Annotated in this window: 13 protein-coding genes; 4 read left to right on the top strand and 9 right to left on the bottom strand. The window is 45.0% G+C overall.

What is annotated here, in order from left to right; genetic code table 11:
• Positions 1 to 10 precede the first annotated feature (10 nt).
• From KJQ12_RS10890 to KJQ12_RS10860, 7 genes are all read right to left on the bottom strand, one after another.
• Complete coding sequence (locus KJQ12_RS10890; protein ID WP_213484692.1) at positions 11 to 415, bottom strand: hypothetical protein; 405 nt, start codon at positions 413 to 415, stop codon at positions 11 to 13.
• Positions 416 to 567: 152 nt separating this feature from the next.
• Positions 568 to 1,368 carry a phosphoadenosine phosphosulfate reductase domain-containing protein gene (locus KJQ12_RS10885; RefSeq protein ID WP_244860570.1) on the bottom strand — a complete coding sequence of 267 codons (801 nt, stop codon included), beginning with the start codon at positions 1,366 to 1,368 and terminating at the stop codon, positions 568 to 570.
• Positions 1,369 to 1,382: 14 nt separating this feature from the next.
• A complete protein-coding gene (locus KJQ12_RS10880; RefSeq protein WP_213484691.1) occupies positions 1,383 to 4,736 on the bottom strand; it encodes a P-loop NTPase family protein in 3,354 nt (1,117 codons plus the stop codon).
• Positions 4,736 to 5,611 carry a DUF4007 family protein gene (locus tag KJQ12_RS10875; protein ID WP_213484690.1) on the bottom strand — a complete coding sequence of 292 codons (876 nt, stop codon included), beginning with the start codon at positions 5,609 to 5,611 and terminating at the stop codon, positions 4,736 to 4,738. Before KJQ12_RS10875 ends, KJQ12_RS10880 begins: the two co-directional genes overlap by 1 nt.
• Before the next feature lie 9 nt (positions 5,612 to 5,620).
• Positions 5,621 to 10,711, bottom strand: a complete 5,091-nt coding sequence (locus tag KJQ12_RS10870) for an FtsK/SpoIIIE domain-containing protein (RefSeq protein WP_213484689.1) — start codon at positions 10,709 to 10,711, stop codon at positions 5,621 to 5,623.
• 1 nt (position 10,712) lies between these two features.
• A complete protein-coding gene (locus KJQ12_RS10865; protein WP_213484688.1) occupies positions 10,713 to 12,308 on the bottom strand; it encodes a hypothetical protein in 1,596 nt (531 codons plus the stop codon).
• Positions 12,309 to 12,320: 12 nt separating this feature from the next.
• The gene (locus KJQ12_RS10860; protein WP_213484687.1) at positions 12,321 to 14,009 is read right to left on the bottom strand and encodes a hypothetical protein; all 1,689 of its coding nucleotides are present in this window, start codon (positions 14,007 to 14,009) and stop codon (positions 12,321 to 12,323) included.
• Between the two features lie 193 nt (positions 14,010 to 14,202).
• Between KJQ12_RS10860 and KJQ12_RS10855 the strand changes: the two genes are divergently transcribed.
• Together KJQ12_RS10855 and KJQ12_RS10850 are read left to right on the top strand one after the other, a co-directional pair.
• Entirely contained in the window at positions 14,203 to 15,315 is a 1,113-nt protein-coding gene (locus KJQ12_RS10855) for a transposase (protein WP_244860568.1), read from the top strand.
• 741 nt (positions 15,316 to 16,056) lie between these two features.
• Positions 16,057 to 17,037: a glycoside hydrolase family 43 protein gene (locus tag KJQ12_RS10850; protein ID WP_213484686.1), complete on the top strand. Its 981-nt coding sequence runs from the start codon at positions 16,057 to 16,059 to the stop codon at positions 17,035 to 17,037.
• Positions 17,038 to 17,134: 97 nt separating this feature from the next.
• On the opposite strand, the gene KJQ12_RS10845 is transcribed toward KJQ12_RS10850, so the two are convergent.
• On the bottom strand, positions 17,135 to 19,249 hold the full coding sequence (locus KJQ12_RS10845) for a sensor histidine kinase (RefSeq protein ID WP_213484685.1): 2,115 nt from the start codon (positions 19,247 to 19,249) through the stop codon (positions 17,135 to 17,137).
• Positions 19,227 to 19,919 carry a response regulator transcription factor gene (locus KJQ12_RS10840; protein WP_213484684.1) on the bottom strand — a complete coding sequence of 231 codons (693 nt, stop codon included), beginning with the start codon at positions 19,917 to 19,919 and terminating at the stop codon, positions 19,227 to 19,229. The genes KJQ12_RS10845 and KJQ12_RS10840 overlap by 23 nt, the downstream gene beginning before the upstream one ends.
• 627 nt (positions 19,920 to 20,546) lie before the next feature.
• On the opposite strand from KJQ12_RS10840, the gene KJQ12_RS10835 reads away from it, so the two are divergent.
• Both KJQ12_RS10835 and KJQ12_RS10830 read left to right on the top strand, forming a co-directional pair.
• Positions 20,547 to 21,197, top strand: coding sequence for a hypothetical protein (locus KJQ12_RS10835; RefSeq protein WP_213484683.1), 651 nt, complete (start codon positions 20,547 to 20,549; stop codon positions 21,195 to 21,197).
• A gap of 62 nt (positions 21,198 to 21,259) precedes the next feature.
• Positions 21,260 to 21,745 carry a hypothetical protein gene (locus KJQ12_RS10830; RefSeq protein ID WP_213484682.1) on the top strand — a complete coding sequence of 162 codons (486 nt, stop codon included), beginning with the start codon at positions 21,260 to 21,262 and terminating at the stop codon, positions 21,743 to 21,745.
• The last annotated feature ends 356 nt before the right edge of the window (positions 21,746 to 22,101 follow it).

Genomic DNA, 22,101 nt, shown 5'->3' with positions numbered 1-22,101 from the left:
CAATACATCATTATCGATAATAAACAGCTCTATTTTCACAAATGGCGATCTTCGCACTCTGAACCGGAATCAATGTTGCTCGATTAATAAATGTTTCTGTACGATACGGATTATAATAGGCTTGCTGATAAGTCGGATCTATCGAAAGCGATTGTAAAGTTTCATCGTATTTTCCTACCACGAAAGCATGGACGTTTTTCTGGCGTTCTCGAAGTACTCTAGCTCTACCAGCTTGAGAAACTACAAATTGTACGTCATACAACACAATGCGATCAGTGTATCCTATAACCTTACGTGAGCGCCTGTCTCTAACGGAAAAGCAGTTTTTCACGACATGGTATGCAATGCGCAGGGTTTGATTTGGTAGTAGTAATTTCCGAAGCTCCGCGTTTTCACATATTGCACCGTCTTTCATTCCTACCCCGCCCTTTAACTGGATATACTAACCAGTATGCGGAGTAGCATAAACTTTATACTCAATCAATTTTGTTTTAGTAAAGAACAAAAATATCCAGTCCCCCTTTCCCATAGAGGCGATAAGGACTGGATTGCGAAATACGGTTGCTGTTAGACGGTGCACACACAAGGTACTGTATCATCAGGTTGCGTAAGAAATTTTTGAACTCCTTCTCGTTCCATTAGTTCTCGATATTCACGAAGGGTAAATGGCTTCCCGTTACGCGTTTTAAGAATCGAGACATCCTTATCGAAGTATCTTCGAAAGTTCTCTTCCATTTCTTCCTGTTCCCTATACACATCTGGCCAGGTTTTATAGAGATGTGCGTAGTGCTGCAGCCCGCCGCGTACACACCGTCCACCACAATTGGCGTGAGAGAACCCGAGCTCATACATGAGGGGGAGCCTAATTCCCCACTCTTCTTGTATAATCTTCTTTACGTCGATTTCCTCTTGAAATAATGTGATGAGAGGAAATCGTGTTTCAACGGGTTCCACGGGCACATGGGCATAAAAATTGCGCAGGTTTTCTGCCCGATGCTGCTCATGTCGACCAATGCCGAAATATAGAATGGGCTCCAGCCCATGTTCATCGCGAAGTTCTTCCAAAAATATTACAGTTTGTCGTACTTTTAATTCTTCTGAACATTTAGCAAGTCTTGAATTCCCCATATAACGGTAATCGTAAAATACTTGCTCCGGTGTCCGTCCATCCGTACGATATGTAATTTCCATCCCTAAATAATCTGCTACTTCATGCATAAATCGATAGTTGTCTTCATGTTCCCACAATGTGTTAGTAAAAAATAAAATACAATTTTCTTTACCATAAGTCTGCACCATATGATGTGCGACGAAGGCGGACGATGCTCCTCCGCTGAACATCGATACGTGTACCGGAGTCCGCGCCAACAGTTATCGCCTCCTCATGCATCATATTCTTGCATAATTTTCATCAGTAAGTGACGAATTTCCAAAGTTGTTAAGTCTCTACCCGCATATTTTAGCAGGTTCTTGACATTAGTATAAACGACTGTGGCCTTTTTAGATAGTTCTATTGGAGTATCCATTTCAAACTCAATTTGGGCTTCAGTAATGGTTGGAGCCTTCATCAACTGCCACTCATACTGGAATTGCTTTATAAATAACTCTTGTGTCGCATCCGACCATTCCGTGCGACTAACGCCAATGAGATGCTCCACTAGCCGGTCAATAGGACTAATTTCTAGATCATCCGGAACGGTCGATAATTTACTATTTGATCCAATTAATTCTATCTTATGCTTTTTAATCTCACTTAAAAAGTCGTTTATGGAAGGTTTAGTGACTATTTTGCATAGTTGACTCTCTAATTCGATCTCATTTGATTGTATAAAGCACTCCAACTCCTGTTTCGCAGCCTCAATGTCATCGACCATCGTAAGTAAGTTTCTCATATGTTTAAATGGATCTACTTCTGACGAACGAATAGCGGCTCGAATCTTCCGAGTCTGCTCCGATACTTGGTCCGTAATTAGAGTAAACTTCGGTAATGTACGAAGCCAGCGAAGTAATGCTTCGGACATATGCACAAAGCTAGAACTAGCTTCTGATGGAAAACTAAAAATATCACCAATGCGCAGTAACAGTTGTTTCTCCTCTCTTGTCATATCGTAGAAACGGTATTCGTAATTAGTCGAATTCTCAATCATTTCAATTATCGCCGCACCTGACAAGTGAGACGTTAGCATATCATGGGCGTAAAACATTAGCTGATTCCAAACATCTCTTAGGAGGGCAACAAACAATAAAGGGATGACCGGATTTCGAATACCGTAAGGCTCATCTTTAAATATGCGAATAAGGTCTGACAATCTTCCTACTGGTTGATGATGTAACATCTCCTTTAAATCATTCTGCAATTCACGTAGTGCGGCGTTGCAACTAATTCTTCCATCCTGATCATAGGCGTAATCATTGTTCTTTAGAACACTCACATAGATTAAATAATTGGGGCCATAACCTTGAATCCCCAACTGAGGCTCACTGGGTTGAGCGATCAAGCGATCAATTACATCAATTAAAGCTCTTCTTTGGATCGCTGAAATTCGTTTCCGGTTAAAAGCCTCATTTCGTATTGTTAATGTACGATGGAACTTTGCGTGCATTCTTTCAGTGATTAACTGTTCCAAGCCTTGAAGATTATTAATTTGACGCCGCTCTCCACTTACCCACCAATGCAATTCTTTGTAATTAAAGTATCGCTCAACAAATGTTGAAATCTTTACACTAGTCTCCTGTAGCAAGTATTGAAGTTCGTTCTTTATTCGACTATCTAATGACAGAAACTCCGTATCCGTAAGTAAACGTTTGACAGCATAAAATCTTTTCAAACTTGGTTGAATACTTTCAATCGTGAAAGTAGGTACAGCTATGATATGGGAATGATTTAGTTGACCACTGGTCTCGAAAAACTCATGTAATTGCTGTTCTTCAGTAAATACTGCAAAGAACACCAAATCGTCCGCATCAAAGGTCGCCAGTTTCTCTTGATCTGTTAAAGCTGATGCTTCAACAAAATGAAGATCAGCATAGCGTATCATGTCCACCGATTCGTTATATTCATATGGAAGGACATAAGAGTAAGGCATATGTTGTTCTAAGATGCTAATAAGACTCTCTGATTCAAGTGTGATCGTAGCCAATCGATCTTGTATAACTGCTTCTAAATCAACTGAGCTGCCATCAAAAAGCTCCCATTGATTGCGAATTTGATTAAATCTAGAGACTTTAGCAGCTGCAAGTTGATTTAGTGCATTTTCTACCAATTCTGCCGGAATTCCTAAAGCAAACGAAATAAATTCGGTAGTTAGTGGTTGCCTTTGGGTAAACCGAACAACAGACCAAAGTGTTATAAGTTCTACAATTCGAGATTGAATAGGATCTCGCTTGTCTATAAACGGCTCAACAATATGGTATAATGTCAAACTTGGCTGATCCCAAGTCTCAGCTTTAGCGAGTTCAAAAAAATGAAATAGTTTATCTACATAATAGTATCCTTGATCATGTTCAACATGTTCCCGAATACTATGACGACTATAATCCGTGAAAAAAGAAAAAAGCGTACGTTCGTTTTGACCAAAAATATTAGAAAGCTCTGGAAGTATTGCTACTCCCACGGGATGTAACGGGTACAATGATTTAAGGATATTTTGATCCAATTGATATGTGGTATATTCGGAGAACAACGGAAAACGTTGAAGTGTTTCTAACGATTCTAAATTCCCCGTCTTGGTTAGACTTAACGCATTGATGTCTGCTGCAGCTTGCTGAGCAAGCAACAAATAAGTTGCATTGTCATTTTCTAAAGTATAAGAGCGAAAACGTTTCTCTACCTTTTCAAATTCTGTGCGAATTGATTCACGACTATTCACTGCATAATGCCGGATATACCGGTGTCCAACAAGCAGCAACTGCATATTCTCTGTGTGATTAGAATACTCTGCAAGATCTTGTAAATCTTGCATGTTACGTAACGCATCAGACCCTTCAAGCGTTTGGAGGAACCGCCCGAACTCGTCATAAACAATGAGTATTCCTTTACCTCTTTCAGCTAATTTACGAGTCAGATGATCAATGTTCTCTATAAAATAATCTTCATGCTCAATAGCCCAAGGAGTTCCAGATGTAACCGTGGGATAGAACTCTATAAAACGCTTGATGACTTCCTCATCACCGTTCTCTACTCGAGTAATCCACTCATCCCAAGTTAGTTGATTCTTGCTTATATTTTCTATTAGTAAAGCAAAGGTACTTGGATATAACTTTTCCCATCGGTCCACGGTATTTAGAATGAAACTAACCTCATTAGGCAGCGTTATATCGATTCCTTCTTGTTTCATTATTCGATATAACGCACGCCCAATAATGGTACGAATAGATCCCGTCTTACCATTGATGACAACAGGAATATATTGTAGGTTTAAATTCTCAACGGCCCTTAATGACTCTGCCAGCTTAGGATCAATGCGTTCAGCCTGCGATAGGAGACTTGTACGCCAATTCGAGGAAAATTGTTTCGACAGTAGCTGACAAAGAATTGTGGCCACAAACGTTTTGCCCGTCCCATACGGACCAATAAGCAGGTGAGATCGTGTCCCCCCAAACAAAACACTCTCTACAACGCCCCGAAATACTTCGCTGTGAGATGGTGACAATATATATTGGTTAAGCAGTCGCTCGTCTTTCATATCCAACTGCAAATTGATGCTTGATCGAAACTGATGTTTTAACTGCAACATTACACCGCCGCCTCCCGTTCATATGCTTTCTGTAAAAATTGGTGCGGCTCTACCAATTCGAAATTTAGCGTATATAGTTGATTGGTTCGAACAAAGGTTAACGGGTAATACGGTTCTGCATGGAGCAGCTCTAACACTTCAAGAATCTGTTGAGAGGTTAAATGATACATTCGCCCCCATAATAAAGGCTTCACTTGAAGCTCTTCCCAAGTAACACTATTAACTTGATGTCGATGACCATATACAAGAAGACTAAAGTATAGTGCATCAAGGCCAATGTTCTGAATATCTGGTGTTTGCTTTACAAGCCCTTGCTTTGTATCAGCTAATAAGTTCAAACTTGAAAATGGGCTGGCGACCACCTCTTCTGGGTCGTCGCCAACCGCAGAACGTGAGGTATATAACTGGCGAATACATTCAATATCACGCTTTAATGATTGGATCGATACCGACTTATCAAATTCATTAAAAACCCACTCATTTAACGATTCAAGCACTTCATCAGCTGAAGCAGACCTTAAGTTGCATACATTAAAGAACCAGTACCACGATGTTGCTTGCTCCTTACTTGAAGCTAGGAGATAATGAAGCACAGCTGCCGTTAAAGGTCTACGTACAAAACGGTCGTGCTGTTTAATAAGTTCACCAATTGGTGTCAATACATGAACCGGCTTCCGCTCTTCGTTCTTTTTTTCCGACATAATTCCTACCGCTGTTGACCAATATTTCAGCGATTTGACCATATTACGCCCAAGTCCAATTTTTTCAAATCCATGGTCATCATAGAAGAAACGCGGATCGGATTCTATCGCCTTGAACGCTTTGGACAGCCAGTTCACTCGCAAGTAAAAGCTCTGATGATGTCCAAATTTCATGTTGCGAGTTCAATCCTTTCTTGTCTGCCCATCTTGCGTCCGAAAATAATTCAGCAGTGCTTTTTTCACTGTTGTCGTAAGATATGGGCTCTTTCCTCGTACAATATCCGGAAGGTCGATTTTGGCCAAGAAATCTCCTTTGCCGCCAAGCCTTTCAGCGCCATCATCATCGAGAATAATACGTGATGCCGTCTGGTCAGCAGCACGCAATGCGAGTCGAGCCCCGAGGTTGTTGCGAATATTTGTTGAGATAATATCCGCCTTCGGGCTTTGAGTACAAATAAGCAAGTGAATACCAGCAGCACGGGCTTTTTGACCGAGCCTCATGATGCTGTTTTCAACTCGGCTGCCCTGTTTCTTATCTTGCGACATGAAATCGGCAAATTCATCAAAGACAACGACGAGTCGAGGCATCTCAACTCCGCCAACCTCAATGTACTGGTCGAGGCTCGTAGCTCCTTCTACAGCCATTAACTCGTATCGGCGCTCCATCTCCTCAACAAGTCTGTCGAGCTGTTCCACTGCTTCTTCGATATCTGTAATGACACTTTGTGTATGGACAAGATTTTTAAACGCAATGAACTCGACTCGCTTAGGATCGATGAAGATAAATTGAACTTCCTTCGGCGAGTATAAACACATCATAGACAAAATAATGCTATTTATGGTAACACTCTTACCGCTTCCCGATCTGCCACCGATAAGCAAATGCGGTGTTTCAGGGCTTGAGAAATCCATTTTGATGATTTCGCCAAGTTGTCCTATTCCAAGAGGTGCTACAAGCTTTCCTTTAATTGCATCGGCAGGGATCTGTTCACGCACTTTCTCCATAAATCGTTCGAAGTACACAACCTCGGGATTCTCTCGATTAATATCAATGTTAACTTTCCCTGCTCGAATCACAATTTGTGGAGTATAGGAAAGCTCGAGCCACATCTGGATGTCCTCCGCTCGACTCTTGATCGAACTGAACGAGGTATTACCGGTCAATTCGATAATCAATCGAATGACACTTACGCCGACAATTGAATCCAAAATTTTAATTGGTATGCCAATTTCATTCAATCGCGATCGTAATTTTGACTGGTACCGCTGTACAAGTGGTTGAATATCCTCTTGGACCTGTGCTTCTGCAGACGGGATTCCGACAAGTGCCAATTGTTCCGGAAAACCTTTCTCATGCACGACCGTCGGCTCAGTCGTCCTTACTGAATTTTCACTTCCCGAAGCAGCTTCCAACCTGGCATACTTAATTTGATGGAATGCTTCGTCTCGTTCCGCTTCAAGGTGTTGTATAGAGGACACAGCATCAGCCATATTTATCTGCTCATCCTGCTTGACTTCTTTTTCTGATTCAACTTCCCCTTCTCCAAGCTTATCTGCAATAAATTCACTGAGCTCTACGAAATCGACTCCATATACCGGTATCTCTTGTTCCGCTACAGCCCCCAATTTATTCAAGATAAAGTAACGGTTATAAATATGATTGATGTACTGATTGTCCAAAATATCCTGTTTATACCCATTCTGATGACCTTCCATAATATTCAGTTCAAGCAGATTGGAAGTATAAACGAAAGTATCGATGGATCCCGTCAGCGTTACATCAACGGACTCGAGCGAAATTCCTTGCATCTCCCTCAACAACATCGCATCTTGAGGGGAATATGTCCCACATTCGATAAAATGATTGATCATCTCTTTGCGCCAAAGCTCACCGCTTGAAGGATTTTCGTTAAACAAGAAGCGGCTCCGATACAACTCTAATCCTGCTTTTATTTGCTTAATCGCATCGTAACGCTCTTTCTCAAATATTGTGTCGGAAATGAACTTCAATTCGATTAGTTCAAAATTGAGGGAGATTCTGTCATCCACTTTCCGAATCGATGTTCGAACAAGGTCAGGACGACGATTCGAACCGTTGAACCACGGAAGCTCATCGCATACTGACCAAATGACAAGCTCTCCATCCATTGCAGGCCTTGCTTGGGTAGACAAATACACGGCAATCAATTCATGAGCAAACTTCCCGGGGCCGATAGCTTTTAATACTATGGCTCCAGAAATTTCCTTAACCTTTTCAACAGCCTGGATGATAATATTTCGATCAATCAAATCATTCTTGAGAAGCTTACAATACTTCCGATACAAACGATCAAAATACTCATGATCAGCTTGGTCTTGAGTCAACTTGCGAACATATTTAGACGAGGAAAGAATGGTCTTAAAACTCTTATTTTGCCCAGCACTGGATTTATATTTGATGATTTGAGCTTTTGAGGATACATGCCGCAACAATGGCTTGTCCAGGTACCGGTCAATGAACAGTGACCATACAAAACGCTCATGCATAAAGTTGAGGAGCGATTCATCGGACAATGTGTTAATGGATATGACGTTCCGCACCAGCATGTGTTCGTCTTCTGAAATGGCTCCGTTACTATGAAGAACGTATTGCAACTGATAAAATCGTTGCATAACTACTGGAAGCTCTTCGCTAACCAAGTTGATTCTCTTTACAGCGTTATCTTTTCTTACAGGTTCACGATAAATCGGCTTAAACCAATCCTCGGTGTTCTTCACTTCGACACGTTCAAATTGGTAATGAACATGAGAGGACTGACCAAAGTAATTAATAAGTATGCCAATATCAGCATCTTGCAAATGCTGATTCATGACATTCATCAGTTTATTGATATCTTGTTCAGCGATGACTTGGACGTCAACCTTGGGAAAGCTGCCAATCCTCTTTGATAGATGCTCATTCTGGCTAATCCACGCGTTGAGCGTCTCGAAAATTGTAGCTCCGCGATTTTCGCTATGGACAATGACTTTTAATTTCTGAACGCCTTCAACATTCAGCGCTTTTTCAATCGCCCGCATCGGAAACGTGGCGTTCGGACAGTATAGAATAACGATATCTAAGCAATCTTTGGCGTATGGATAGACTTCCAAATATGATTTAACAGCTGATTCAAATTCATCTACGAATGCTTGTATGACTTGCTCTTCACTACTACTGGCATCATTAGTGGTGAAAATTCCTTCACCCATAACTTCTTGCTGCTCAATAAGATACTTATCATGGGTTCCAACAACTTTAAAGTAGTTAGGCGACAAACGAGACATGTCATATTGAAGTTGTTGCAAGTATGCGTTCATGTCATCCAGTAAACTTTGGCCTGCATGCAAACGACTGATCCAAGAGTTCAACTCATGCTGAACTCGCTTCAATCGCTGAGCATAACTAAGCAAACGGATTGGATTGAGCAGAGTCAGGATTCGAGTCTGGACAAATCCCACCGTATCATTCGATCGATTATTAAACTTATCGTAAGCACCAAGAAGCCCTACGTACTGGATGATATATCTTGCTACAAGCGCAGATTGATGAACATAACCAAGCAGTTCCTCCAGTCGCTTTTCAAGTTGATCATAATCAACATTGGAAAGCCCGGAACTCAATGCTCTGTTGATTTCATCACTATACCAATTAACGAAATCCGTAAAGCTATTATATGCTTCTTCAACACCTTCCTGATACGTTGCAATATAGCCACTAACATTTCCTTTTACTTCTTGAACAATATTTACTCCAATTTCTGCATCCAAATATTCCTTTAGATAAGGAATGTGTCCATCATCCGCGAATTTTCCAAGCAATAACGACAATTTACCTTTACCGAGATTGGTAAGGCTAAATTCTCTGCTTGAAACTTCATCTCCATTGATATACATCGTCAACTGAAGCAATACTTGATCTGAATTACCCTCGATAACATTTTCAAGCGAGTTGGCATCAAAACATATACGATCAATCAGTTTTTCAAGATGATTAAGATGGAAGCCAAGAGCGGTTTTTAGATCTTCTCCTACTTGTGCTTCCACGATACTCAATTTAAATTTTGCAGATTCAACTTTCTGCTCCTCGCTAGATTCCTCAAGCAAATCAAAAGACTCTTTAAGCAACGCTTCAGCCAATTCATCGTATTCATGATGTTGCCGGAGACGATTAACGACACGTTGCAAATCTTTTATTAACTTAGGACTTTCGTTCGTTAATATATCCAAGAACTCATCAATAAACTCTTGAATTTTATCAGGATTTTCTCCCGATTTGACGGCTTCCAAAGTATCGGTGATAAGATCTTCTTGATCAGGGCTAATCTCACCCTTTGTTTCAAGCAGAGTTTTAAAATCTTTAATTCTGTCGTTAAGTGTCACTCTGCCTGGCTTAAACATAAACACAGACGAAATGAGATCAAACTCATAACGAAGCAACTCAGTTGACTGACCATGAATGAACTTAAGGGCTTGATCAAGGAACTCATCCGGAGATACACTTTCCCATAGTTCATGATCATCTGATTTTTCAATAAACTGGAACACATTTTCCACAAATTCGCTTTTCTTAAGTGAACGCCCATCCCGCTCTAGTCTCGAAAGCTGGTAGTTTCTCCTCAAACGTGTCAGACCATTTTGGTCAAAGGACAGCCTGTTATCACGAAACATTTGCAACTGATCCAGATTGCGTTGTATTTTATCAATCATTGTCTTTTCTGTGGATTGAATTACAGCAACCATGAAAGACAGCATCGTTCGCAGTTGCGGTTCCGACAGCTGGCCGTACATCGCTAAAAATCTTTGCAATAACCGACTATCCTCACTATAAATGTGGTATTTATCGGCAAGCAGCTGGAACAGCACCTTTAATCCGTCTTCACTTAACAATCGTGCCTCATCAACTGTGAAGATATTTTCTAAGCTTTGAGCTTCAGGGGATTCAGCGTTCATAAAGATAAGCAGCGCGCTTCCTTGTTTTGTGTTATTGCGCAGCCAAGTACTAGTTTCGTGTGCTTGGCATTGGTATTTCTCATATCCAGGAACAGCCGCCAGCGTACGAATGTGAGGCAAGTAATATTCTCGGAGTCGTTCCTCTGCTTCTGAAACAACTTCTAGAACATATCCCAATGCATCATCGTCGACACCCGTAACTTTGATAAACAACTTATCAGAATTAAGGGCTCTTTGGTTTGCAAAATACGATGATATTAGCCCTACCATCCACTGACCGAGCAACTGATAAGCTTGATTATGCATTTTATGCCTCCACTAAACTTGCAGCATATGGATTTTCGATCATCGCCGTAGCATCAGAGAATTCAATTAACAGCCCATTTTGAAGCAGTTTGTCTCTTAGTGCCTTCTCGTTTTCTTGGAAATATCGTACATTTAGTCGCGACATGTCATACAATCCAGAATCTTTAGCTTGTTTCTCACCAATTACGATTCCGTAGTCTCGGTAGAGGACATCCAAGAATTCAAAAAACTCCATTTTCCCTTGTGGTTTAACTTTTGTAAATACAAGCATTTGAAGGAATGTATCCGAAATCGTATAGCGATAATTTGCTGCAGACCCACGACGGAATGTTGCAAATCCTCCATCCCTCGCAAGGGTGCGAATAATACTGAGCATTTCTTTAGTAAGGGATTCCGAAGCAACTTCCCGCACGACATCTTTCAACTTACCTTTGACATCTGCCGGTGTGTGACACTGCATCAATTTTTGAACGATCGTTTTTTTACGGGATTTTAATTTTTGCAGGCCCATGAGTTCGAGAAATTGCTCTGGCTTCTCTCTCCAAGAAGGCAGCAATTGCTCGATGTTTTCATCTGAACCTACGGTATCTTTATATTTATTCTCAAAAGCTTGATCCAGTTTTTCCTTTATGATCAATTCATGTTGTTCAAAATTACGCGCCGACAAATAGGTAATATTCTTATTTTTGCTCTCCATGCAGTCAAAGAAGTAATATATTTTGTTCTCGCTATTGGGCAAATGAGCTCTCTCGTACATATAACGATTGAGTTGGAAGCAAATCAATGTCATTAGAAGATGAAAGACTTCATAAACATCCAAATCTACTTGTAGAAGTTGCTCTAATTCAATGGCAAAATTTTCAAACAAGTGTTCATTTTCAACTGGAGCATTGACCGGCAAAATCGGGCAATCATCCAATTTATCCGAACGCAGCTTAGCTTCTTTATATTCTTCTTTATCTTCATCAAAAGCTGAAGTTATCTTCGTAACAACATTTTCAATTATCTTATTTTTAGTCAACAATTGACGAAAACGCGATTCAATAAATTCGCGACGTTCAGGATGCTTCTCCGTACCATGCGCCAACATTAGAAAATACAGTTCTCCACCTCTGGCGAAGAAGTTCCGTTCAATCGCGAGATTATCTCCAACCTTGCGCAATTCGAAATAAAGCAATGATTCGTGCAATGGATATAGGGACCTGGCATACCACGAACGGTCCGCTTCTTTGCCATTCAAATCGTATAACACTATTTCAAGGTTCCGCAAAAACTGTTTCAATACCGGCAAGTCGTTTTCTCGCACTGCTTGTTGCAATTTAATTTTTTCCTCATCGGTCAGAATTAGAATTCCGCCGCGCGATCCAGCCCCTTCTTTTACACCTTCGAAGATAAATTTCCGAAGACCGATAGACCGTTTGCGAACATAGCTGTCCTTAATGAATGAGTAATCAGTTCCATACAACACATTCAAGAATTCCAATACATACTCCGCGCCACGCTGACCTTCCTTAAACCGATGTCCCCATATGTGAGCTGATAGTTGAGAAGTTACTTTATCCAAATGGTTGGAAGCATCAGCTCTCATCGCAACCATCTCGCTGTCCTCCTAAATCTCAATATTATGTACCGCATAGACGCCCCTGTCTGCATCAAGGGCCAGCACTTCCAATGAATATTCATCGAGTTCACTAGAATTAATAAGATCGTTCTTAAACTTGTTGATGAGAATTTCAACCTCTTGGCGAAGAATGGTAAACAAACTTCCATTAGCCAATCGAAGTAAATACTCAAACACCGGCAATCGGACTTCTAGTTCAGCAGCCTGTTGAACTTGTAAAATCAGATGGGTCGGAATATGATCGATATCATTCCGTTGCTTCTCCAACGCAAGTTTTATTTGGGTACTTCCATATATACCGTGAATAAGCAAGTATTCATTAACGGCATATAATGCCTGCGGCTCTGAGCGCCCTATCAGTTTCTTAGTAAACGCCTGGTTCAACCCCTGGATGAGCTCACGCCGGATCAAAGAATGGGACTTTTGATTTTCCAAACAATCAATGAAAGAACTGAAATACTGATACGGTAACAGTTTTTTTCTCAATTCCTGCCCGTACACTCCACACTCAAAAAAGAACTTGCGGCGAAATCTGGGCATTTGATCGAAGATATCTTTTGTATTTTCCTTGTCTTGATGCGGATCTAATGTGCGATATTGCTCAATTCTTTTACGGTAGTATCCAAACAGCAAATCAATATCATCACCGAAGATCTTTTCATGCTGACTAACGATAGCCTCGTCTCCGCTAATGTCACCATTGAGAATAAAGTCGTCAATTAACGATATTGAAGTAAGACCGGGATCCAGGTTTACAAAATAACGGCCCCCCCCCATTTCTCCTGCACTAACTTCGGGTATCATGTATCCGTAAAAGTTGTTATAATAGGCTCGGTTTGCGTGATCTTCGATGTCCTTGTAGCTAGCATTTAATACATCCACACATGTTAATCCCCCGGTAATTGTGTAACTCAAATGAATTAATATTTCACGCATCGTAACGTGAATGCCCAAACAGTCGAGCAATCGATATTGTTCAACTAAGTGCTTCCTGACATGAGGTTCCGACATTTGACGATGATTGTAAAAGATAATGCATTTATCTCTCTTCGGGCATTGCGCGCACTTGTCCCAATACTTTTCGTTATTCCATTCCTCAATAATCCTATCAGCGTATATGGACGAAGTAACATCTTGCAAATTGACCAAATGTAGATGCTCATTATTGTTGTGATGATCCAGAAATCTTAATCTTACCCATTCGCTGAGCTGATGGAGTTCAGGATGTTGAGATAAAAACTTTGTGAGTTTACCTTCATTTGCAGCAATTAGGTAATACTGCTTATCTGAATGATGATCCAAAACAACTTGTTGCAGCCTCGACAACTCTTTATCAATAACGGTTTCTGTCAACTCAGATAGATCTTTTACTATTCGAAGAGTTCCAAACTCAAATGGAACATCGACGATACCACCATCAGGCCAACTTGTTAGCTCTTGCCCTGTCAACTTTTCATAAATCGTTCGGCACAGACGCGTCTTCCCATCGCCCGCATTACCAGTCATAATGACACTACGAGGACGATCGGTGTATATTTCCATAAGAAACTTTTCTACCTTAGTTGAAATTGAAAATTTATACTCTTCTTCGTTGCTAATAGTGTATTCATCGTAGATTTTGGAATGATTTGGAGACAACACATTAAACTGGTCTAAAAAATCAATAAACTTATTCATACTTCCTCCAGATCATTAAATAAGCCTCTCGGAATTCACCATTCAGCATCGGCTCTGGCCCTTCGGCCAGGGTCTTTTATGGTTTCACCCCCAAAACGGGGATGCGAACAAACTTTCCTCTTGACTTTTTCAAAACGCCCCAATAATCGCGAGAAGGCATTTTTTGCCTAACTCTTTAGCGTATTGGGTGATTATGGTGAAGCTTGTTTCTCGTTCTCATCAGGACTACCTGGCCTTCGTATGCGACCAACTGCGAAAGGAGTATGACTCACCGGAAACTCTGCTGTTTTTGCAGCACTTTTACAGCAACCTGATTGTCTGGATTACGCCCATCGATCTTTCCACTACCGCTTCCCACATGCGTTCCGCCTACTCCTCCGATCCCCGAGGCCGCAAACCTCTGGATCCTGCTGACATGCTCCGTGGCTTGCTCCTCATGACCAGGCTCGGGTTGAGCGTCGATGAGGGGGTCATCGCGATCCGCACGACGCCGGTCTATGCCATTCTTTGCGGCTTTCCGCCGGGCAAAACCCCGGGTGTCGGGACGTTCTACGACTTCTTTGCGCGGCTTTGGCGGGCATCCGCTCCGCATAAGACAGGACGACTCAAACGCCGCTTGAAGAAGCCGCGAAAGAAAGGCAGAAAGAACGATAAGCAGGAACCCAAAAATCTGAAAATTACGGTGAAACTCGTCTCCCGCATCCTGCGCGAAGGCAAGATCCACTACACGTCCAAAGAACATGATCTCTTGCAGCAACTATTCCAAACGATGTTCGTCCTGCCTTCTGCGGCGAAAGGACTACTTGGCGATACGAACGCGTTCCGCGTCATCGGCGACGGTTCTCCGGTTGAAACCGGTGCGCGTTCCTACGGCAAGTTCCTTTGTGATTGCCGTAAGTCGGGCAATTGGAAGTGCTCCTGCAAACGGCAATTTTCAGATCCTGATGCCGATTGGGGCTGGGATAGCTACCGCGAGAAATATTCCTACGGGCGTACACTCTACATGTTCACCGCAGCGGATAGTCCTTACAATCTGCCCGTGTATCCGCGATTGTTCCGCGCCAGCCAGCACGATGCCGTATCGTGGATTTGCGGTTACCGTGAACTTCGCTACGGGTACTCGGATTGGAAGGTGGGAGAAGCAATCCTGGATTCCGCCCACGACGCCCTCCCGATCTATACCATGCTGGAGCATGATGATGTTTCCGCCATCATCGACCTGAATCTCAGGCGCTCCGGGCATACGGTATACCATGAAATGAAAATTGACCCGGATGGCGTCCCTATCTGCCCGTTCGGACGCTAGATGGTCTGCTGGGGCCAATGTCCGGGTCGACAGCGCATCAAATGGCGCTGTCCCGCCAAAGTCGAAAAATGGGCATGTCCGACTCCGTGCTCACCTTCCGATTACGGAAGAACGTTCTACACCTCTACCGTGGACAATCCGCGCCTTTTTCCGCGTATCCGCCGCGACATGTGCCAGCTTGCCGACGCATGGCTGGAAGAGGCAAAGAAGCAAAACCAGCTCTTCTCTGTTGAGCAATGGCTGAAAGGCTTGGCGGCAGCTTAACGCCACAAGGACTCCATTGCATTTTTAAAACATGCCCAGGGTTCTTTGGCATGCGCATGTTTGAAAACAGCTTTCATATGTGCCGCTTCATCGACGTTTCTGCCTATTTCACCCCTCATTCGGACTCAGGACACCTGCTTCATTCCGAGCCTCTATTTAAAAAGTCGATAGAGAAATCTGTTTAGTCAAAATATCCCTCCGTCCTCAATGATTGTATTCTACTGACTATGACAAAATCCTCCTTTTAATTACATCAAAGTTGAGTGTAAATAGTTGAGTGTAAATAGTCGTTTGGTATTGGATAATTGGATATTTAAGACTACAACTAAGTTGTGCTGATACACAAAAGATTAAGTCGACTCAAACTAAAAACCTTTAATTTGGCGGGGAAAACCTAAAATTCGATCCCTTGTGAAAGCGGTTCATCCTGCTATAATGGACAAGAAGAGCCAATGTCTGGACCGAAAGGGGATCATCATGTCGAACATTCCGCAACCGAAAGAGCCGCTCGTCAGACATATTTACACGGCGGATCCTTCGGCGCATGTTTTCGAGGGCAAGCTGTACATTTATCCGTCCCACGACCTCGAGCATGACGGGCCGACGAACGACAACGGCGACCAATACCAGATGGAAGACTACCATGTGCTGTCCATGGACGATCTGAATTCGCCGGTCATCGACCACGGCGAGGCGCTGCATGTGCGCGACGTGCCGTGGGCGAGCAAGCAGATGTGGGCGCCGGACGCGGCGTTCAAGAACGGCAAATACTACCTCTACTTCCCCGCGCGCGACCTTGAGGGGAATTTCCGGATCGGCGTCGCGGTGAGCGACAAGCCGGCGGGCCCGTTCAAGCCCGAGCCGAACTACATTCCCGGCAGCTTCAGCATCGACCCGGCCGTGCTGGTCGACGACGACGGCGAAGCGTACATGTACTTCGGCGGCCTGTGGGGCGGCCAGCTCGAGAAATGGCAGACGGGAACCTTTAATCCCGAAGGCAAAGAGCCCGCGCCGGACGCGCCCGCGCTCGGACCGCGCGTCGCCCGGCTGAGCGGCGACATGCTGACGTTCGCGGAGACGCCGCGCGAGGTGCAGATTCTGGACGAGAACGGCGAGCCGATCAAGGCGGGCGACGAGGACCGGCGCTATTTCGAAGGGCCGTGGATGCACAAGTTTGGCGGCAAGTACTATCTGTCGTACTCGACGGGCACGACGCACAAGCTGGTCTACGCCATCGGCGACAACCCGTACGGGCCGTTCACGTACAAGGGCGTCATCCTGACGCCGGTCATCGGCTGGACGACGCACCATTCGATCGTCGAGTTCCAGGGCAAATGGTATCTGTTCTACCACGACGCCTCGCTCTCCGGCGGCGTCAACCATCTGCGCTGCGTCAAATATACGGAGCTGCACTACAACCCGGACGGCACGATCGTAACGATCGATCCGTACGCGTAAGCCCTTATAAATGATAAAGAAGGGACAGGCTGATCGCCGGGTCACTCCCGGCCGCCAAGCCTGTCCCTTTTTCAATGCCAGCCGCCACATTCCGTCCTCACGCCTCCGGCAGCAGCACCTTCACTTTGAACAGATCGCCGTCCACTTCCAACTCGAACGTCCCGCCGTGCAGATCGACGATCGACTTCGCGATCGCGAGACCCAGCCCCGAGCCTTCGGTATGCCGCGAAGCATCTCCCCGCTTGAACCGTTCGAGCAGCTCGTCGACGTTGTCGCCGAGTTCGTATTTCGCGACGTTCTTGAACGCGATCTCCGCCTTGCCGTCCGCGCGTTCGAGCGCGATGTAGGCCCGGGTGCCTTCCAGCGAATAGCGGATGATGTTCGAGATGAGATTGTCGAAGACGCGCCACATTTTCTGCCCGTCGACGAAGGCGATGACCGGATACTTCGGCAGCTTGACACGGAACTCGATGCCCGCCGCCCCGTCCTTCGCCCCGGACTCGGCCAGCGCCTGCTCGATCAGTTGAACCAGATCGACCCGCTCCCGGTTCAGCTCCACGCTGCCGCTCGCCATTTTGGTCGCTTCGAACAGATCGTCGATCAGCGCCTTCAGCCGCTTGCTCTTCTGGTCGATGATCGAGATATACGATGCCCGCTCTTCCTCCGGGAGGTCGGGATTTTTCAGCAGCTCGACATACGAGATGACCGACGTAAGCGGCGTGCGCAGATCGTGGCTGACGTTCGTGATCAGTTCCGTCTTGAGCCGCTCGCTCTTCGCTTCATTCGCGCGCGACGCCTCGGCGCTCTGCCGCATCCGGTTCCAATGGCCCGCCAGCTCCGCCATGACCGACCGGCCCTTCACCGGAACATCGCCCACGGCACGGCCGGCCGCATGGTCCCGCGCGGCGGCAAGCAGCCGGTTCAGGAATCCGGCCTGCCGCAGCACGTAGAATAGGACGGCGGCGGCCACGGCCACGACCGGCAACAACCATGGCAACGGCGATTCGTGGGTGATCGTAGCCAGGACGGCGCACATCGCGAACCCCAGGACGAACACGACGATGAACAGCAGCGCCGCCTGCACGCCGACCCGCAGGCTCAGAAAAGCGTCGCGGATCACGCCGTACAGCCGCACCAGGATTGACTTCCGCCAGGCGGCGGCAAACGGTTCCGGCTCCTTCAGCGACAGATGCGTAAACCGAAGCTGCAAGGCGAGGGCCGTGGTCAAGACCGAGAGCACCGCCAGCTTGTAGACGGTATCTACGATGAGCAGCGCCAAATCGTGTGTGAACAGACGGTCGTAAGGCAGAATGGCTTCCTTGTGCAGGTTGAACGCAGCGATTCCCGTGAGCAACAGCAGAACCGCCCGCACGTCCATCGGTATGTTCCGCCAGAATGTGTGCGCACCGGACAGCGCATCGCCCGCCAAGCCGCTACCGGACGGCGCCAGCCTGCTCCAGGCGACAGCCGTCAGGACCAGGAGGACGGCGCCAGCCCCGATCATCCCGAACGTATACCAACGATGCCGCTGGTAATCCTCGTATTGTGCCATGAAGGCGTCCGATTTCGGCACGCCGATCCATCCCGCGAACTGCTTCGTCGGGCGGGCATCCGCCGCCCGGGCCAAATCCTCCCTGACGACAGACATAAAATCCGGCAATTGATAGATCGACAACCGGCCATCCACCCGGTCGGGATAGCGGAGCACGAAGAGCATGTCTTCCGCCGCCTTCGACGCGTCTCCATAGGCTTCCAATTCCCGTTCCAGATTGGTATGGATCTGGCCTGTCCCCGTCTCGACGAGATAGAAAGCGTACCGTTCCCGAAGCCGGTTGAATTCGGAACGGTAGATGTCCAGCTCTTCTTCAAGATACCTGCGCAGATTTTCTTCCCTCTCTGCCGTGATCGCCCGACGGATTTCCTCGTCGCTCATCTGCCGCGCTTCGTCATATGCGCGTTTATACCACTCAATGTCATCCCGGCTGATCCTGATATGCCGTTTCACTTCCTCGAACGTGATCGGCGCAAGCTCGTAGAATGACAGGAGCTGGATGAACCACCCCAGATCCCGGTCGATGCCGCTCGCTTCAATGAAGCTCTTGCCGGCGTACCTGCCGATGTCGGTCAGCCCGGCCAGCACCCCGTTCACGCCGATGGTCAAAAAGAGCACCGCCGCTATGGCCGCCAGCCTATTTCTCCATCTTGTACCCAAGTCCCCATACCACCTTCAGATAGCGCGGATTTTTCGGATCGATCTCGATTTTCTCCCGAATTTTCCGGATGTGGACGGCCACTGTGTTTTCCGGGCGGAAGCCGGGCTCCTTCCATACGCGCTCGTAAATCTCATTGATGGAGAACACGCGCCCCGCATGCGTCATGAGCAATTCCACGATGCCGTACTCGATCGGCGTCAGCCGCACCGGCTCGCCGTTCAGCCGGACTTCCTTCGCGTCCGGATCGAGGGCAAGGCCGTTCAACTGGATGACGCGGCCGCCGCCCTCGTACATGCCGAGCGTCATGTACCGCCGAAGCTGCGACTTCACCCGCGCGATCAACTCGAGCGGACTGAACGGCTTCGTCACGTAGTCGTCGGCGCCGACCTGCAGGCCGAGCACTTTGTCCGCGTCCTCGTTCTTCGCGCTCAGCATCAGGATCGGAATGTTCTTTTTCTCTCGTATCCGAAACGTCGCGCCGAGCCCGTCGAGCCGCGGCATCATCACGTCCAGAATGATGAGATGGACTTCATGTTGCTCGAGCAGCTCGAGCGCCGCGAGGCCGTCTTCGGCTTCCAGCACGTTCAGTCCCTCGTTGCGGAGATAGATGCCGATCGCCTCGCGGATTTCTTTGTCGTCGTCGACGACGAGCACGGTGTGTGCGCTCATGTCTGCCCCTTTTCCTCCCCCTGTAATCGGCCGATTACGTCATCCATTATAGAAAGCAATTCTTGCGAAACGACACGGGTAAAGTTGAAGAATTTCTTAAGATTAAAGTTCATAGTCCGTCAGCAGCCCGTACGGCGGTCCCTTGTGAATGTCGAGGCCGCAGCAGTGGCTGTAAACAACGTTCATCTCGCTCCCTTTCTACGGCTGGTAAGTTTCAGGGGCTGGTGCAGCAACCATTCAAGGTTAATCTATCCTGCGTGCTTCCAAACCAGAGCAACAATCTGTAGTACACCTGGTCGCTGGAGTCTGTCTATTTTACGGGCTCGCAGCACCATAGAGCGCGACCTCCCTTCGCCAGCCGTAGAAAAGTTGCTTCGACGCCTAACCATTTTCATCCTTCTCGTAAGCGGAATGGAAGCCTATTTCAACAATTCTTTATTATTAAAGAATCGTAAATATATTCCACTAATTCCTTTATCATGATATAATCGATGGTGACAACTAGAACTTCTCACAATAATGCCCTGTGATATTATGGGCAATCTCTCAGAAAGGAGGAGTTCAATGTAAAAATTACTATGGTTCACAATTGGTTTTTAAGCTAAAAATAGACTGGAGGGATATTCTGTGAAAAAACTTATTTCATTTGCATTCAGTCTGGTCTTGCTGGTTACTATCTTTGATGCAACTGTCTTTGCTCAAGATCAGGGAATTAAGACAGAAAATACTGACCGAATTTATATTGTAAATAGTGAACACGATAAGGCATTTATACCTGCCGCCCATGTTACGAATAAAGAAAAATTTTTAGAATCACTTCGCCAAAACAACAATGCCGCACTTAGGCCGATGTGTTGTTTCGATTTTCAAAAGGAACTGTCAGGTCGAGATGAGACACGCCATAATGGAAAATTACTTTTAGCACATTTTGACTCAGTCATCAGCTTTGACCAAACTTCAGCCGAGGTCTCTGGATTTTCTCGGGTTGCATGGTTTGGGGATGATCCAATTAATGCTGATAAAATTACACTCACAGATAAGTTTTCTTTTCGGGGATTAAGTATTTCTATCACAACCCCGGGCGGCGTGAATTGGTCAACCAGCGGAAGTACCGCTACTTGGCAAGAATCCCTGAATAACAACTGGCTAATTGAACATGATTATTCTAAAATTGGTGTTTCAGGATTTGAATTACATTTTGAACAAAGCACAACAGGAGATTTTAAATTTGGTTCCCGTTTTTATACCCTCACAGCAAGAGATAGTACATTTCTGTAATTCACAGAGGAAGTGGATTTCTAACATCCACTTCCTCCTTATCTAGCAAAGGTGGTTGTTAAATGTTCTATCGAAAAGTAGGACTAATATTTTGCAGCAGTACCTTGTTTTTTTCATTCACGGCTCTTGCTTCATGTACGACTAATGAAAACCATCCCATTGAATCAGAAAAAATAATCGAAGAGTTGCGAATTCAGACCATTCAACAAAACACAAAATTGCTAGATAAGTTATATCATGAAGATGAAGAATCTGCATATTTTCTAAACAACGTGGAATCAGTAATGAATAAAGATGTAAACTTATATAATATGCATTGGTATACTCTTTGTCTTAATTATATTGGCGAACAACTTAATGATGAAACTACAGAACTTATTGAATATGGACTTAAAAATGATCAGACTGTATACCATAACAAGATCTATAACAATTTTATTCGCGCGTCTTTGAAGAAAAACATATCAGGTGAAATTACTGATCCAACACAATATATTAATGAACTTAAGGAAAACCTTGGTCAGGACGGGTTGTTTTTTTTGGAGTAGTGAATCTGAAAGTTTAGAGGATAAAATAACGGCAACAAACGCAGCTTTAAAGACCTTTGCGTTATTTAACGAAGTACCTGACCTTACGAGAACAAAAACCGCAATCCGTAATTTAGCAACAGATAATACACTTTTTACATATAATAAAAATGAAATCAAATACAATCTTGTCAGCGTTGGGCTTCCATTATTAGAAAACGCTGCGTTATTGGGATTGACAGATGAAATATTGCAAAGAAGTCGTTGGCTTGAAACGTGGGAGCAACACTTTCGGGACTACCTTGAAGGAAATGATATCAACCTAAATTTCGAAAGCCCGTAATATCAAACACTGAATATAGTGGATCTGCCTCGCG

Origin of the sequence: Thermobacillus xylanilyticus (assembly GCF_907165215.1) — a bacterium.
Taxonomy (GTDB): Bacteria; Bacillota; Bacilli; order Paenibacillales; family Paenibacillaceae; genus Thermobacillus; species Thermobacillus xylanilyticus.
This window is presented reverse-complemented; position numbering and strand designations above follow the sequence as displayed.

Coding starts and splice junctions, on each gene's coding strand:
- KJQ12_RS10890 (WP_213484692.1), bottom strand. CDS start 415: ATGAAAGACGGTGCAATATGTGAAAACGCGGAGCTTCGGAAATTACTA.
- KJQ12_RS10855 (WP_244860568.1), top strand. CDS start 14,203: ATGGTGAAGCTTGTTTCTCGTTCTCATCAGGACTACCTGGCCTTCGTA.
- KJQ12_RS10875 (WP_213484690.1), bottom strand. CDS start 5,611: ATGAAATTTGGACATCATCAGAGCTTTTACTTGCGAGTGAACTGGCTG.
- KJQ12_RS10840 (WP_213484684.1), bottom strand. CDS start 19,919: ATGAGCGCACACACCGTGCTCGTCGTCGACGACGACAAAGAAATCCGC.
- KJQ12_RS10865 (WP_213484688.1), bottom strand. CDS start 12,308: ATGGTTGCGATGAGAGCTGATGCTTCCAACCATTTGGATAAAGTAACT.
- KJQ12_RS10880 (WP_213484691.1), bottom strand. CDS start 4,736: ATGTTGCAGTTAAAACATCAGTTTCGATCAAGCATCAATTTGCAGTTG.
- KJQ12_RS10860 (WP_213484687.1), bottom strand. CDS start 14,009: ATGAATAAGTTTATTGATTTTTTAGACCAGTTTAATGTGTTGTCTCCA.
- KJQ12_RS10850 (WP_213484686.1), top strand. CDS start 16,057: ATGTCGAACATTCCGCAACCGAAAGAGCCGCTCGTCAGACATATTTAC.
- KJQ12_RS10870 (WP_213484689.1), bottom strand. CDS start 10,711: ATGCATAATCAAGCTTATCAGTTGCTCGGTCAGTGGATGGTAGGGCTA.
- KJQ12_RS10830 (WP_213484682.1), top strand. CDS start 21,260: ATGTTCTATCGAAAAGTAGGACTAATATTTTGCAGCAGTACCTTGTTT.